Origin of the sequence: Paenibacillus sp. GCM10027626 (assembly GCF_042676285.1) — a bacterium.
In the GTDB taxonomy this organism is placed as follows: domain Bacteria; phylum Bacillota; class Bacilli; order Paenibacillales; family Paenibacillaceae; genus Paenibacillus_Z.
On the sequence record NZ_JBHTHC010000016.1, the window covers coordinates 157,834 to 173,351 of the forward strand.

8 protein-coding genes are annotated in these 15,518 nt (G+C 45.4%); 3 read left to right on the plus strand and 5 right to left on the minus strand.

Annotation, left to right across the window (positions count from 1 at the left end; translation table 11 throughout):
• Window positions 1–8: 8 nt before the first annotated feature.
• From ACFQ0N_RS26530 to ACFQ0N_RS26540, 3 genes are read right to left on the minus strand one after another with little or no spacing between them, the layout of a single operon-like run.
• Window positions 9–905: a carbohydrate ABC transporter permease gene (locus ACFQ0N_RS26530; protein WP_379332033.1), complete on the minus strand. Its 897-nt coding sequence runs from the start codon at window positions 903–905 to the stop codon at window positions 9–11.
• Between the two features lie 11 nt (window positions 906–916).
• Window positions 917–1,867 (minus strand): ABC transporter permease, encoded by a 951-nt coding sequence (locus ACFQ0N_RS26535; protein ID WP_379332035.1) that lies wholly within the window; start codon window positions 1,865–1,867, stop codon window positions 917–919.
• 28 nt (window positions 1,868–1,895) lie between these two features.
• Window positions 1,896–3,512, minus strand: coding sequence for a type 2 periplasmic-binding domain-containing protein (locus tag ACFQ0N_RS26540; protein ID WP_379332037.1), 1,617 nt, complete (start codon window positions 3,510–3,512; stop codon window positions 1,896–1,898).
• A 357-nt stretch (window positions 3,513–3,869) separates the two neighbouring features.
• Here ACFQ0N_RS26540 and ACFQ0N_RS26545 point away from each other — a divergent pair, with 357 nt between their 5' ends.
• The 3 genes from ACFQ0N_RS26545 (at window position 3,870) to ACFQ0N_RS26555 (ending at window position 7,045) form a co-directional block, all read left to right on the plus strand.
• Window positions 3,870–5,294, plus strand: a complete 1,425-nt coding sequence (locus ACFQ0N_RS26545; protein ID WP_379332039.1) for an extracellular solute-binding protein — start codon at window positions 3,870–3,872, stop codon at window positions 5,292–5,294.
• Window positions 5,295–5,760: 466 nt separating this feature from the next.
• Window positions 5,761–6,513, plus strand: coding sequence for a MerR family transcriptional regulator (locus ACFQ0N_RS26550; RefSeq protein ID WP_379332041.1), 753 nt, complete (start codon window positions 5,761–5,763; stop codon window positions 6,511–6,513).
• A gap of 1 nt (window position 6,514) precedes the next feature.
• Complete coding sequence (locus tag ACFQ0N_RS26555) at window positions 6,515–7,045, plus strand: toxin-antitoxin system TumE family protein (protein WP_379332043.1); 531 nt, start codon at window positions 6,515–6,517, stop codon at window positions 7,043–7,045.
• A gap of 1,989 nt (window positions 7,046–9,034) precedes the next feature.
• Here the strand turns inward: ACFQ0N_RS26555 and ACFQ0N_RS26560 are convergent.
• Together ACFQ0N_RS26560 and ACFQ0N_RS26565 are read right to left on the minus strand one after the other, a co-directional pair.
• The gene (locus tag ACFQ0N_RS26560; protein ID WP_379332045.1) at window positions 9,035–12,784 is read right to left on the minus strand and encodes a leucine-rich repeat domain-containing protein; all 3,750 of its coding nucleotides are present in this window, start codon (window positions 12,782–12,784) and stop codon (window positions 9,035–9,037) included.
• Between the two features lie 626 nt (window positions 12,785–13,410).
• Window positions 13,411–15,378 carry a fibronectin type III domain-containing protein gene (locus ACFQ0N_RS26565; protein WP_379332047.1) on the minus strand — a complete coding sequence of 656 codons (1,968 nt, stop codon included), beginning with the start codon at window positions 15,376–15,378 and terminating at the stop codon, window positions 13,411–13,413.
• Window positions 15,379–15,518 lie beyond the last annotated feature (140 nt).

Consider the following 15,518-nt stretch of genomic DNA (forward strand, 5'->3'; position numbering starts at 1 on the left):
CAATCCTCCTATCCCTTTAGGGAGCCGATCATGACGCCTTTGACAAAATATTTCTGGATGAAAGGATACACAAGCAGAATCGGCGTCGTCGCCACCATAATCGTTGCCGCCCGGATAATATCCGGAGTGACCAGCGTAGTTGCTTTTGACGGATCGTACGTATCATACTGCTGAAACTGCGGCGAGCCTTCGATAATTATTTTTCGCAGCACGTTGCCAAGTACCGTCTTCTCCGGACTGCTGATATACAGCAGCGAATCGAACCAGGCATTCCAATGGGCGACCGCATACCACAGGGAAATCGTAGCGATAATGGGCATTGAAACCGGAAGAACGATGCTGAACAAGATGCGGATATCCGTAGCGCCATCCAATTTGGCCGATTCCTCAATCTCTTCCGGCAAAGCCATGAAGAAGTTCCGCACGATAATCATCGTGAACCCGGCGATCAGGCCCGGCAATATGAGGGCGAAGCGATTATCGAGCAGCCCCAGCTCCTTGATCAGCAAGTAGTTCGGAATGAGACCGCCGCTGAAAAACATCGTAAAAACGATAATGGACGTATAAAAATTCCGGTTCGGCAAATATTTTTTCGACAGCGGGTAAGCGCAAAGCACGCTGAACAGAACGTTCAGAGCCGTCCCGACTACCGCCCGAAAGATCGTATTGTAATAGCCGGTCCAGATCAGTTTGTTCGAGAAAACAATCTTATAAGCCTCCAGCGTCGTTTCCTGCGGCCACAGCTTCAGTCCGTACTGGTTGGCGGCAGCCGGCGTACTGAACGAAACGACGATAATGTTAATGAACGGGTATAGCGCCGTAAATGCGAATACAGAAAGAAATACAACATTACAGATGTCAAATATTCTCTCTCCGGCCGATTTTCTTCCGATTGTCGTGGACATAATTTTACTCCTTACCAGATTCCGTAATCATTGAACCGCTTGACTATGAAGTTGGTCACGAGAATTAAAGTCAAGGCAATAACTGTAGTGAACAATCCTGCAGCTGTCGCCAATCCATATTCCATCTCGCCGATGCCGATCCGGTAAGTGTAGGTGCTGAGAACGTCGCCGACTTCGTACACAGATGAGTTGTAGAAGTTGAATATTTGGTCGAAATCGTCCGTTATGATGCCGCCTACCGCAAGGATAAACATGATCGTAATGACTGGGAGAAGGGACGGCAGCGTCACATGGATCATCTGCTTCCACCGGCTCGCGCCGTCCACAACGGCTGCCTCGTACATCGACGGATCGATGCCCGTGAGGGCGGCCAAATATATAATCGAGCCCCAGCCTACGTTTTTCCATACTTCGGTGCTGACGAGCAGCGTCCGGAACCAGTCCCTGTCGCCGAAGAAAAAGATCGGATCGGCCCCCAAACTGGAAATCAAATAGTTCACTACCCCGCGAGTGGGAGAGAAAATTTCCATAAATACGCCGGCCAGCACAACCCATGATAAAAAATACGGCAAATAACTTAAAGTCTGAACGATTCTTTTGAAAAATAACAGCCGCAGCTCGTTCAACAAAATCGCCAGCAGAATCGGTGCCGGGAAACCGAAAATCAGCTTATAGAAGCCAATGATGAGCGTATTGCGGAACGCCCTGGGAAAGTCCCGGCCCGCGAACAACTCATGGAAATTATCGGTTCCGTTCCAGGGACTGCCGAAAATGCCATGGACGATCTTGTAATCCTTGAAGGCCAGCACGATCCCATACATAGGCAAATATTTAAAGATAAAAAAGAACAGTAAACAGGGAAACAACATATAAAAAAGGTAACGGTTTCTCCAGTAGGACTTTAACCAATTTTTCATTCTTGACGTCTGCGGAGGCGTTCTCTTTATCTCTGTTGCGTACATGCTCCCACATCTCCTCCTCAACCTCGGCTTATTTCAAGGATTGCAGCCACTCGTTCGCTTCCTTCGTCAACTGATCGCCGCCGTCTTGCTTCCACTGCTCAACGAACTTGTCGAATTCATCAAGCGGTTTATCGCCATTAATAATTGCCGTAAACGTATCTTGCTGGAACTTGACCAAATTGTTGTAGTATTTGGACTCGGATGGAAGCGGGGCTTTGACCGCGTTCGAAATCGACCCCTCCGGATACAGGAACAGCTCTTTTGTTTTGGCCTGCTCTTCGGGATCCTGCCACTTGGCTATAAAATCCGGGTTGGCGAAAGGCGAGAAGGTGATATGCAAGCCAAGCTTTGCCTGATCCTCATTTTTGCTGTATTCGTCCTTCATCTTCGGCATCAGGCCGTTCATGACATAGGTTTGGTCGAGCGTACCGAATTTCACCTTCATAAACAGATCGTAATCGCTATAAACCGTGTCCCAGATTTGCATGATGCGGTGCTTCACTTCCGGATCCTTCGCCCCCTGGCCGAATGCCATGTAAGTGGATCCGGTCATACCGGGAGCCGGAACGCCGGCTTTGCCGTCGGGGCCTTTCACCGGCTTGCCATAAGCGATAACCGCATTCGGATTCGTCTCCGCAAGCATCTTCGTGTTATCGCCGCCCGGGAAATTTTTGGCCTGATCTGCAGGAGCCCAGTGGTAATAAGCGCCGTGGCTGGAAAGACCGATTTTGCCGTTCACAAAGTCATGAGAAATCGCCCAATATCCGCCTTGATTCTCGCCGTCCGGGAGCACCCACTCCGGACTGATCAGATCGTCCTTCTTCATCTGGCGCAGCACCTCGAGCGCTTTTTTCGCCTCCGGCGTAATGCCGCTCCATACGATCTGGCCGTCGCGCTCCGTCCAGTATTCCGGATAAATTCCAAATGCGCCGTACACTTGCTGCATGCCTGTTTTGGACATGCCATAAGTATCCTTCTTGCCATTGCCGTCCGGATCGTCGTTGCGGAACTTCCTCATGGCCTCGATCAGTTCATCCAACGTTTCCGGAACTTTCGTTATGCCGACTTTATCGAGCCAATCCTTTCTCCATGCAACGGCCCAACCGTATACCCCGTCCGTATTCAAGCTCGGAATGCCCATATACTCCCCGTTTCGTTTTGCATAGGTCCAGGATTCCGGATTGTACTTGTCTACAAGCGCTTTGTAATTGGGCATATATTGGTTCAGTTCCTCTTCGGTATACGTGACGGCGATCTCCTGATCGATAAACTTGGCCAGATCGGCTCCGTTGTATACGGTCATAAAATCGGGGAATTCACCGCCGGCCATCTTCGTTCCGAGCAACTCTTCCCGTTTCGTAACGTCCAGGTACCAGATGTTAAACTTTACGTTGAATTTTTCCTCGAGCAGCTTTTTGCTTTCTGCATTCTCATCAACCGGCCCATACTGATAGGTGAGCCAATTCAATGTAATCGGTTTCGTTTCCGGCGTTTCCGATGAAGTCGATTGTGAAGTATCTTTCGGAGCGGGAGGCGGTGTATTTTGACCCTTTTCCTCCCCTTTGCCCGAGCACCCCGCCAAACTTGACGCCGCCACTACGGCAGCCAGCAGTCCCGTGTAAACAACACCTTTATTCCTTCTCATTCCATAACCTCCCCGTTGGTTTCAATGTAAGCGTTGACAATACTTCGCCAAAAGATAGATTTGTAAAGCTAAGTATGCTTTGCGAAAATGTTCTCTGTTTCGAAGTGGACACCCCCCCTTGTTAATCCATACATTGGTAGTGTACAATAGAAATCAGATTGTACATCACAAATGTTAATTGATGTACCGTCAAACAATTCCATCATACAAACAAGTTCGTTTGGGTGTCAATCTTTTAATGTACACTACGTACACTCAGTTAAAATACATCAGATATGGCACTTTCAAGTCATTTAATTTATACTGCTCGTGCATCACAATTTTAAATTGATGTACGAAGAAGAGGGGAAATATACGATGTCAACAACTCCTCAAAGGAAGTCGTTCCAGGAACGGTTGGATATCTTCGTCCACAAGCTGCGTGAAGACATCCTGAACGGCCTGTATCCGCCGGGCTCTTTCTTACCGCCGGAAATCAAGCTCGCCGAGCAGCATCAATTAAGCAACAAGTCCGTGCGAAAAGGCCTTGATACGCTTGTAGACGAAGGGCTGATTGTCAAAATTAACCGCGTCGGGAATAAAGTAACGGGTACCGGCTCGAAAGAAAAAATCGTGCTGACGTTGGGCTGCAGCCCGTCTATCGAACGCGATTTTGCGCTTCAACAGCTGCTCGCCGACTTTCATGCCCAGTTTCCGACGATTCAAGTCAATACCGTCACCTTGTCGCCTGGACATCCGACAGCCGGGAAACATTTTATTAATACCTTCAAAAACTATCTGGAGAACGGGATTGTAGACGTATTGACGCTAAACCCGATGTATTTCGGGGAATTTGTCGATAGCAATTGCCTGGAGCTGCTCGATCCGCTAAGTCCGCAGCCGGAATTTTATCCGTTCTTGAACAGGGCTTTCACTTATCAGGACAACCTGTATGTGCAGCCGATTGTCTTCTCGCCGTTGGTGCTTTGCTACAACAAGGAGCATTTCCGGAAAACGGGACTTCCGGAGCCCGACAGCAGCTGGGAATGGGATGACGTCGTCCGCTCGGCGGAGGAGCTAGCCATCCCTGGCCGCCGCCACGGGCTTTATTTCCACCTGTTGTCCGAGAACCGCTGGCCCCTGTTCATGCTGCAGAGCGGCATGTCTTTTCGGGCCGCAAACGACGGCGAGGGTGAGGAGTGCGAGCTGGAGGGAACCAAGCTGCTGGATAATATAAGACGGGTCAAGCAGTTGGTGAACAACCGGCGAATTTTTCCCGGCTATTTGGTGGAAAGCAATGACGATGTCAATCAATTGTTTCTCGAGGACCGCGTCTCTATTATTTTTTCAAGCTATATGAACATGAGCGAATTCAAGCATACGAATATTCAATTTGACGTCGCTCCGATCCCCTACTCGGATTGCCCGGCAACGCTTATGATTATCGTAGGCTTGGCTGTGAACGCCAATTCCCAAAACAAGCACGCGGCAAATTTGCTGCTGCGCTATTTCGCATCCCGCAGGGCGCAGCAGAAAATCCGGGAGCTTACGCTGAGCATTCCGGCCTGCAAGCCGATCGCCGAGCAGGCCGGACAGGACAACAAATCTCTCAACCGTCCGCCGCATTTTGCCATGTTCCGGGAGCATCTCCGGCCCTCCCGGGTACAGCGGGATCTCGGGCTATCCGATGTGCATTTCTACACGCTGCGCAGCCTGCTCAAAAAATATTGGTCCGACATGATCGACGAAGAAACACTCTGCCGGGAAGTTCGCCAACAATTGCACGGCTATGTTTTGCAGTAATTGTTTGCGGCAAGCTTATCGAGGTACAAAAATGGAGCGGAACTCATGGTTCTGCTCCTTTTTTTTGGCATATGTTCAGCCCGCTCCGCCGCGCGCGATTCTGCTTGCATCAAGCGGCTGATTTGAGGCATGCGGACATACGATCCACTATTTTGTCGAAAGCCGGCTCATTCGGAGCTTCGCGGACACACGATCCGTTATATGCAGGTTTTGCCGGGTTTTCGCGGCGATTTAAGGCCAATAACGGAACTAAGGTCCGCGACCCTCCGTTTTGGCACTTTTGTTCACAGATAACGGATCTAGGGTCCGCTCAGGTCCTCTTCGCCACGCCGCAATGCCCACATTAAAGATGTTAACCCAATTTTTCACGTATATTACGTTAACGATTTTCATATAATATTAATTATCGATATTGAAAAAACGTTAACTTTTATATAGAATGGGGGTAATGAAGGAGATGATAAAAATGAGTAAAGCAATTTATGATTACTCACATGAACAAATCGAACGTGCTTTCGAGCATCGCAATCAAATCGTTATCGAAAAAGAAACAGATTATATTTTTAATAAACTTCTCGCCGCTATTTCAACCTTGTTTCCTGATAAACTAACGGGCATCACGATTTCAAATGATGAATTTACGTTCACTACTGATTATCTTTTCTCGCCTAAACACAAAAAAAATCTATTTAAATGGCTTGAACGCCTACGTTCAATGGAGCTTCCCGCCAGTGATATTGACTTCGGTAAATTAAAAACTGACTTTGAGATTTGGTACTACGAGCTTGGCGGCGAGCATATAGAATTCAATTATCCCAAATCTTATTTACTTAAGCCAAGTGAAGCAGCCGATGCCCTAGGGATTTCAACTGTAACATTAAATAAATATGTTAAACAAGGACTCGAATGCTTAGAAAACGGATCCCAACACAAAATCCCTAAGCACGCTGTTGAATTGCTGCGTGATCCTATCTATGGCATACTGATGCAAATGATCGCGCAAAAGAAAAAACGTCTTCGTCAAACTCCTTCAGAGCGACTAGCTGAAATTTATCAAGAGATCGCGGAGTTGCAATTAAAATATCAAAAGAGAACCAGTAAAGAGGCTTTTTCTGAGTTTAATGGGGATGAGATGGACGATCCAACCGATTATTATCGGTGGACAGATTTAGAAAAAGAAATGGAAGAAATTTTGAGAATAGCCGGGGGGATCAAATAATTTGAGTGAAAATAATAATCCCCCTCTATACCCTGCTGACATTCAGGATATCCTCGACGAGTTTGGACATTTGTTAGCAACCTACGATAAATTTAAAGATCGCGAGTCTATATTCTCTAGCTATATACAGAACGTAAAAAGATTAGAAGTCGTTTTCCCCTTACGGGAGCATCCGATTCATGGAATTACAGGCCTGCGGGTGTATGAAAAATATGACGATGCGGGTTATGTCGTCAGATATGATTATCAATGGAAACAAATTGTCCCTAAAGCAGGAATTCAATTCAGTCACATTACATCTTGGGGTAATGATCCTCACGATTCTCCTGACACACCTGAGAGGTACAAAGTCGAAACAGAACCTCATCACCATCATTATGACCCAAATAATAGAAAGAATCGTACCAACAATTATGACGTCAGAACCCTCCGAGATGCCTTTAAGTTCATTGAACCCTATATACTAGAAGGAAGAGAGTACACAGGTGAAGAGTTCAAAAGAGATTTAAGTCCTCTTAAAAAGCAGTTATGAAAAACTTTCTTAACCAAGCGAAGCCGCTCCTCTTGTCATCTTCATGACGTACAGGCGCGGCTACAATCATTTCCAATTGTATACGCCTCATGCAGCGCTTAGTGAATTGGCCAATTGTAAGCCGCATATCTAAGGCTTTAGAAATTGAGGGTTATTGATTTGAAGGATGTTTAAAATAAATAGGCGGTCTCTTTGCTGTTTGGGTGCTTGTGACAAGAAAACCACATGGAGTAATCTCTCATGGTGTGGTTTGCAGCAATTATTCTTGTGTGATGATGAACTCATCTATAACCTTAAATACAATAAAGGTACTTATTAAGGCAAAACCAGCATATTTTTTTGGTACAAATTTCATAATTATGAGAAGCACGCCTGCTAAAGCCATTAAATATATTCGTTTCATCCAATTGTTGTTTACAAAAAAGAAAAATGCAATAAATATGAAAATAGTCGTGTAAACAACATACTTAGCATGTTTATGATTTATTTTTCTCATTTAGATAACTTCCATTTCCATGTACGCTTCCACTTCAGTACGTTATGGCTATTTGTCTCCATTACCATGTGCTCTATCTCACCAGTATTTTATTCTCTATAAGCCATCGTCCTTACCTCTCCTACATCCGGTAAACCAAGAATATAATTGTCAGTCACCCTAGCCAGGTTGAAGATTAATTACAACTTCACTAAAGTATTAATAAAACAGTATTTATCTATTTCAAATTTAACCCTAGCAAGACCATTTTTAAATTAATTCTATACCGATCCTTAGAAGTTGAGTCTTCGGATTCCAGCCAGGCGGTTTTCTAACATATCTGCTAAACCATGGGGCTCCTTCTCTCAGCCACTGCCTTCGGTGTGCTTCATGAGTAATCCCTCTATCTAAATCATCTACTCCAAATTGATAGCCGCAACAACTACAGATCTCAAAACTTCCAGACAAGAAATCATTACCTAGATATGGGACTTCCTCTAAACAATCATAACCACATACTGGGCATAGATTCACATTAACATATCCTTTCTATAAACATAGCAAATAATCCATAAGTCTATATTTTCATATCCTTCACGCTTGGTTATATATCCTACCCGCTCAAATAAATCACTTCATCGACAAAAGTATCCATTAATTTAGCATCCACTGAAGGAATGATTACGATGCAGCTATGTTGTTTTAAAATCTCCGAACAAGGCCCCAATCTTCCTTTGATTGCGTCCTTCCACATGTTATCTACCCAAGGAAAACAGAAGATTTTTCTATCATGCGCTTGTCTAATCGCGGCAGAGAGATTCCAGCGTTCATTGCTAATATACCTCATCTGCCTATCAAGTCGAGTGGGAGACAACTTGCTTACAACAGCATAAATTTACCGGCATAAAATCATATGAAAACTTTTTAAGCTCCTCATTATGAGAGCTAAAGTTAAACATGGTGGGCCTGCAGTTGAATGAAATGTTCTTTAAACTCAAACAGTCCATACTGTTCATTAAAAATAACCTCCTTTGAACTCTTACTCGAGGATGCAATTTTAGGTGTCGGGTAAAAGAGGAGCGGTCCGCCGCGCGGTTGGCAACGTTCTTTTAGCGGTTATATTGGTCAGCGGCGCTTGGTACAAATAAAAGATTTGAATTAGTCCATGAATAAAAAGTAATGCTGAAAGTAGTGTAAGGATTCCCATATCTCCACCTATCACCTTCCACAGCCCATTAACATTTGAATCTAATCAAGGTTTCCCTCATTTTGTATACTCCAAATACAAAGGCCTTATGCATTCGCCGCGGCGCCTTTCCATGATGATCTTACCATATTGACTCAGCTTTTTTTGCCATTTGAAATAGAAGCAGTGATTTTTGCCTGCGGCAGCACCTCCTATAAAAATAGATTTCCGCCGAATTGGCAAGTTAACAATCCCCCCAGTTTTTTTATCAACCTATGACAAGACGGAGATGCCCTCCGGCCCTCCGTCTTGTCACACCTACATGCTGCTAACGCTTTGCTAATGCTCTTACAATCATCGCGGCAGCTTCTGCCCGTGTTGCTTCTCCCTGCGGTTGAATCTTATCGGCCGTTACGCCTGTCAAAATTCCATTGGCAATGGCCGTATTCATTTCTTTTTGTGCCCATTTCGAAATGGATGCTGCATCTTTGAACGTCATTTTTGCCGTCGCAGGCTTTAACTCCAATGCCTTTACAAGCATTACGGCCATCTGCTCGCGCGAAATGCGATCGTTTGCTCCGAACTGCTTATCGGTATAGCCGCTTGCGATCCCTTTGGCATGCGCCGCGGCAATGTTTTTACGGGCCCAATGGTTAGCTGTATCGGCAAATACTTTCCCGCCCTCAAGCGGCTCCAGTCCGAGCGCGCGTACGAGGAAGGTTGTAAACTCTGCTCGGGTCACTTTTTGATTTGGAGCAAATGTGCCATCCGGCAAGCCTTGAACGATTCCCTGCTTCACCAGTTGAGTTATAGCGCTCTCCGCCCAATGTCCTTTAATGTCGGTCGGCAGCTTGATTTCTGCAACTTCCCCTCCCTGTTCAGGAGCAGTGCGGCTTGTATCCAGGAAAAGCGCCACAATCGCCGGTTCAGCAAGCTCGCCCGAAATTGTTTTTTCGGCTTGATTGACGGCCTGGTTGCTCAGTTCTTTCCACTTGCCTTCCTTCGAAGACCACTGGTAAAGGACAAGCTGCGACCATTCTTTGGCTAACAGCGTGGAGCCAACCTTCATCGTAATCTGCTGCGCTTTGTTCCATGTAATGTTTTTATCCGCGCTCAGCTTGTACGCTTCCTTCAAAAATTGCAAACTGGAAGGATAGGTCGGCAAGTCAGTGCCGGTTATTTTTTCTATCGTTAGCGTCACTTCTTCAGAGACTGTATCTGGCTGCACTTTAACCGTTATCGTTCCCACCGTCACTGTTCCGCCATCCGCTTTTGTTATTTTTTGCTCAGCGGTTGCTTTGTCTGTAGTCGTCGGAGGTACAGGAACTCCTCCTCCGCCACCTATCACCGGACCACCCGATCCTGGGCCTGGGCCTGGCGGATTTCCTTTTTGGTCATCATAAGCGACAAAGGTGGTAAAATGCTTCGTCCAAATAACAAGGTCTTTGCCGACATCGATTTTTGCTTCTCCAAATGCGGCAATTTCTTTTTTGGCTGCTTCTAAAGTATCAGCGGAAAGTGCCTTTTCAATCGGGTGGAATTGCCCCTGTTTGATATATCCTGCTTTTCGGCCAGCTTGCCCCGGGATGACAAGTCTTACCGGCTGATCAAAGAGAAGCTCCTGATCGTTGAACCCAACCTCGATGACAGTAAGAATGGATGTTGCACCATCGACCGACACACTATTGTTCGGTTTGACTACAGGCAGCGGCAAGCTTCCATCCCATTTCGCCGCCCCTCTAATTAACGTCCCTTGCGGAATCAGCAGCTCTACTAGACCGACAGATGTCTGCATTTCCGCCTTAATTAACGGCGATGTTGCGACTTTCAGGCTTTCATTTACTTGTAGAGCGTTATATTGAAGCTTGGCATTGTCCGCTTGTGCAGCCACCGCTACGGTAAATCCATTCTCCCCAACCGGTATCGTTTGGTTTGGATTATTAACCTCTACTTTTTTATCGTACACAGTGACCGGTATCTTGGCCCACTCTTTTTGATCGAGCGAACGGACGGTAATTGTCGCCGTTCCTGCCCCTACCGCTCTGACCTCGCCTTCCCGGCTAACCTCTGCCACTTTCTCATTGCTGCTTGACCAGAGCAACGTATTGAAGGTAGCGTTCGTCGGCACAATCGTTGCTCGCAGCTTGGCCGGCTGATCGCCAACGGTAAGAACGAGCTGTTCCGGGTTAACAGTCACGGAGGTGATTGGGATGAGATCGGTTTTTGAAAGCAAGAAGTCCTTGTTTGATAAATTGTTGTAATAGGCTGCTGTTGGTTTGAAATCAGTAATTAGATTGCCTGCTAAATAAAGATAGGAGAGCTTTGTTAGGTCACTCAATGGAGTGATGTCACTAATATTATTCCCTTTTAAGTTTAAAGATGTGAGATTTCTTAATTGTGATATTGGAGATAGATCCTTGATTTTATTATTATTCAGGGACAAGGACCTCAAGTTCTCCAAGTGACTTAGCGCTTGGATATCCTTAACTGGAGTGTATGTGATTATTAGATTGTCTAGTTGCTTTAGTTCTTTTATTGGAGTAATATCCTCAAGATTTCCTACATATATTCCCAGATCCTTGAGGCTTGTAAAATGCTCAATCCCTTCTATATTTCTTGTTTCCTTGCTAAATAAATGTAACTCCGTCAACCCACTTACATCACGAACTAAGATGTCTCCTGTTGGTTTATAGATTGCCTTCCGCACCTCTTGTTCAAAATACGGATCCGGGAAAATTACCTTATCGCTCCTTTTATCCAATGAGAAGTCTTTATACGTTATATCATTGTAATAGGCTGCTGTTGGTGTAAAATCCGTTATTTGATTGCCTGCTAAATAAAGATAGGAAAGCTTTGTTAGGTCACTCAACGGAGTGATGTCACTAATATTATTCCCTTTTAAGTTTAAAGATGTGAGATTTCTTAATTGTGATATTGGAGATAGATCCTTGATTTTATTATTATTCAGGGACAAGGACCTCAAGTTCTCCAAGTGACTTAGCGCTTGGATGTTCTTAACTGAAGTGTATGTGATTATTAGATTGTCTAGTTGCTTTAGTTCTTTTATTGGAGTGATATCCTCAAGATTTCCTGCATATATTCCCAGATCCTTGAGGCTTATAAAATGCTCAATCCCTTCTATATTTCTCGTTTCCTTACTAAATAAATGTAAATCCGTCAACCCACTTACATCACGAACTAAGATGTCTCCTGTTGGTTTATAGATTGCCTTCCGCACCTCTTGTTCAAAATACGGATCCGGGAAAATTACCTTATCGCTCCTTTTATCCAATGAGAAGTCTTTATACGTTATATCATTGTAATAGGCTGCTGTTGGTGTAAAATCCGTTATTTGATTGCCTGCTAAATAAAGAAAGGAAAGCTTTGTTAGATCACTCAATGGAGTGATATCTCTAATATTATTCCCTTTTATGTTTAAAGATGTGAGATTTCTTAATTGTGATATTGGAGATAGATCCTCGATTTTATTATTATTCAGAGACAAGGACCACAAGTTCTCCAAGTGACTTAGCGCTTGGATGTTCTTAACTGGAGTGTATGTGATTATTAGATTGTTTAGTTGCTTTAGTTCTTTTATTGGAGTAATATCCTCAAGGTTTCCTGCATATATTCCCAGATCCTTGAGGCTTGTAAAATGCTCAATCCCTTCTATATTTCTCGTTTCCTTACTAAATAAATGTAAATCCGTCAACCCACTTACATCACGAACTAAGATGTCTCCTGTTGGTTTATGGATTGCCTTCCGCACCTCTTGTTCAAAATAGAGATCCGGGAAACTAATCACCTGATCATCATTACTTATAGGCACAGCAATATCTTTCCCGGTCAAGCTCTCGTCAGCAATTTGAATCGCACCTGCTGCCGCGGTGGCTGCGCTTGGCACAACTTCTTGATCAGCTTCCTGCTGTTCAAGCGGACTTTCTCCTGCAGGCTCTTCCCCTGCCTGGTCAAGCAAATGTTCTTCTGCATCGGCTGCAAATACAGCAGTCGTACTGGAATAGCAAAATACTAGCGATAGACTGAGTATGACCGCCACATACTTTGTTAGCCCCTTCATTGTTCTCCTCCTGTTGAGTAATATATGGTGTCTATATGTGCCGCCCGATTCATGGCTGCTGAAAGATATAGAGAGGAAGCACTAGATTCACCTTACATGGAAAAATATGCATCGTCAACAATGCGGATAGATTATTTGTTGAATTTCAGGAGATTTTAGTATAAGCACAACTCCTTTTCGATAATTCAACCTCCAAAAATCAGAAAATAGTCGCATATACGACTACTGGCTGGAAGAACATTTGGAGAAGCCATTGAAACAATAACCGGCCGGAAGTCAAATTTACATTGTTGTTGCAATAGAGCTGGTAAGAAGCAAGCATGCTAAAAAAACTATAGTTAGGAGTAATGATGGAAACCACACTCTACGACCGTTTTAAACATTTCACTTATGCACCCAGCTTACGAACGATCTCATTATGTTACGTGGCATTGATCCGAATGAGTGCGTACCCGGAAACCCAAATTATGAAGGCTATCTTGTCTTTCTAGGGAACGCCGGTTACATTTGAACTGAAATAGCTAGTGGTTTCCGGCCAGAATTATAAGTGAAAAAGCGAAGGCGGCCCTTGTCAACATGCGACTTGGACCGCCCTCTTTCTTTTATCTATTGGCCCAGCAGCCACATTATTCCGCAACGAGCTTGTACTTGAATCCTACAGGTACGTAGCTATTGTTGCTGCTGCCATCCAATACCCATGTCCCGCCATCCAGTAGCTTGGCAGCATGATCTATGCCGAAGTCCGGAGCCGGATTGATGACGGTACCGTAGCCGCGCCAACGATCGCCTCCAACTTGTTCATCGCTCACCACATAATATGAAGTATTAGCTTGGAGTATAATTGGAGACGTTAGCTCTACATATTTGAATTGATTGGGAGCTACAGACGATGTGTCGACCGACACGGCTGCACCGGCAACATCAGCTCCGGTCGCAGCTTCGACAATTTTAACGGTATGCGCGCCAGAATTACCGGTAACTACCCAACGTCCCAGCTGTTCAATGACGAGCGGCGAGCTTCCAATCGTAATTTTCATCCCCAGCCAGCCGTTGACATCGTTCCAGCTGCTGCCGCTTAACTGTTGAATTTCGCCAAACGGCGTGGATTGCGGTGAGGTTTTTACATTTAAAGTGTTGCTCGCCTTGGATTCCTTTCCTTCGGCATTTCTCGCCTTTACTGTAAAACGATAATGGGTAGAAGGAGATAAATCCGATATGGTGTACCTGGAACTTGTCGTCACGCCGTAGAAACGGCCATCGATATAAAGCGCGTATTCCAATATATCAGAGTTCTTTTTGGGCACTTCCCAGACAACGTCTACGCTCGTATCCGTTTTTGCTGCCGCCTTCAGTTTTTTGGGCTTATCGGGACGCTTCTCCTTCTCTTGCTCCAAATCGTTTTCCTGCTCCAGCGTTGTAACTTCGACAGACAAGCTTGCCTCCGAACGATTGCCGGCGATATCTCTTGCCTGCACATAAAACTTATAAGCTGTTTCTGGCGTCAGCCCAGTAACGGTGGCCGTCGTGGCAGTCGTACTGGCAGCATAGCTGCCATTAACAAAAATGTCGTATTTCGCTACGCCGACGTTATCCGTCGAAGCGGTCCACTGCAGCGTCACTGCCGTATCTGTTTTGGATAGAACAAGCAAATTGGCCGGCACTGTCGGCGGCTCGGGATCCTCCCTTTTGGCCGGATCTATATCTTCGATTTCAACCTTGGTGGCATCCCAAATTCTGTGCTCGGCGTGGTAAATCGATGTAATCTTTCCTTCGAAGCCGGGAGCATCCGGGTTATGGTAAAAATTAATGCGCGAATCATTCAAATAACCGCCATTGCTGGCATCCAATGTGGCAAAGTATCTTCTGCCGACTGCTTCCTCTACTCCATTTTGCAACAGCAACTGCTGCTCCAGCTCATGTCCGCGTTCCGCAAACCATATTTCCAGAAATCCTTCGGAAGCATCATGCGACGCTTTAATCCTTCTGGCAATCGTGTAACGCTTGTTGGCTTCCAGAACCGGTGAATGCCACATAACCCGCCCTGCATCGCCATGATTCATATGCGTATTGCTGCCCCAGGCCAGAACATTGCCCGCCCCCATATTCCGGATCGATAATCCGAGCGGCCCGGTACCATTATAAGGAGGACCGTACATCCCCGAAACCGTCAGCCAGTTCGGCGGATCAACCGTTGGAAAATTGTCCCCGATCATAATCTCATTTACGATCCACACCTCATCGCCATCATTTATTATGGAGGGTGAAACCGCTTGCAATCTAACGCGATCGGTATTATTTGTATCATCATTATGCAAGTCAAACCGCAGCATATCCCCATCCGCTACGATTTGTGAGCCGCGTGCTGTAGGCGGGTAATAGCCGCCCTCCATTTGAATAGCGGCATAGTTTTCCAGCTTTGTACCATCAAAAAGCAGTGCCGACTCATCCGCGTTCACCAGAGGCGATGGCTGCTGCCCCTCACCTGACGCATCTCCGCTTATCCAGCTGAAACTAAGCAAGCCGGCAAGCATGATGCTCATCACCCGTACATAAATTGCGCTCACATTCTTTCTTACAAGTTTTCGTGTCCTCATCGTTCTCATCCTTTCTAGTCTGCCCGATTAGGTTTCTTCCATGGCATTTCCTAGGCTATTATATAAGGAATACAAGCGGTGATATAGTCCCACTTTATCGGCTCGATTCCTAAATTATCGACTAATCAGAGAATTTAGGA

Excerpts from the sequence above, each read along its gene's own strand:
- ACFQ0N_RS26530 (WP_379332033.1), bottom strand. The coding sequence starts at position 905 with ATGTCCACGACAATCGGAAGAAAATCGGCCGGAGAGAGAATATTTGAC.
- ACFQ0N_RS26535 (WP_379332035.1), bottom strand. The coding sequence starts at position 1,867 with ATGTACGCAACAGAGATAAAGAGAACGCCTCCGCAGACGTCAAGAATG.
- ACFQ0N_RS26540 (WP_379332037.1), bottom strand. The coding sequence starts at position 3,512 with ATGAGAAGGAATAAAGGTGTTGTTTACACGGGACTGCTGGCTGCCGTA.
- ACFQ0N_RS26545 (WP_379332039.1), top strand. The coding sequence starts at position 3,870 with ATGTCAACAACTCCTCAAAGGAAGTCGTTCCAGGAACGGTTGGATATC.
- ACFQ0N_RS26550 (WP_379332041.1), top strand. The coding sequence starts at position 5,761 with ATGAGTAAAGCAATTTATGATTACTCACATGAACAAATCGAACGTGCT.
- ACFQ0N_RS26560 (WP_379332045.1), bottom strand. The coding sequence starts at position 12,784 with ATGAAGGGGCTAACAAAGTATGTGGCGGTCATACTCAGTCTATCGCTA.
- ACFQ0N_RS26565 (WP_379332047.1), bottom strand. The coding sequence starts at position 15,378 with ATGAGGACACGAAAACTTGTAAGAAAGAATGTGAGCGCAATTTATGTA.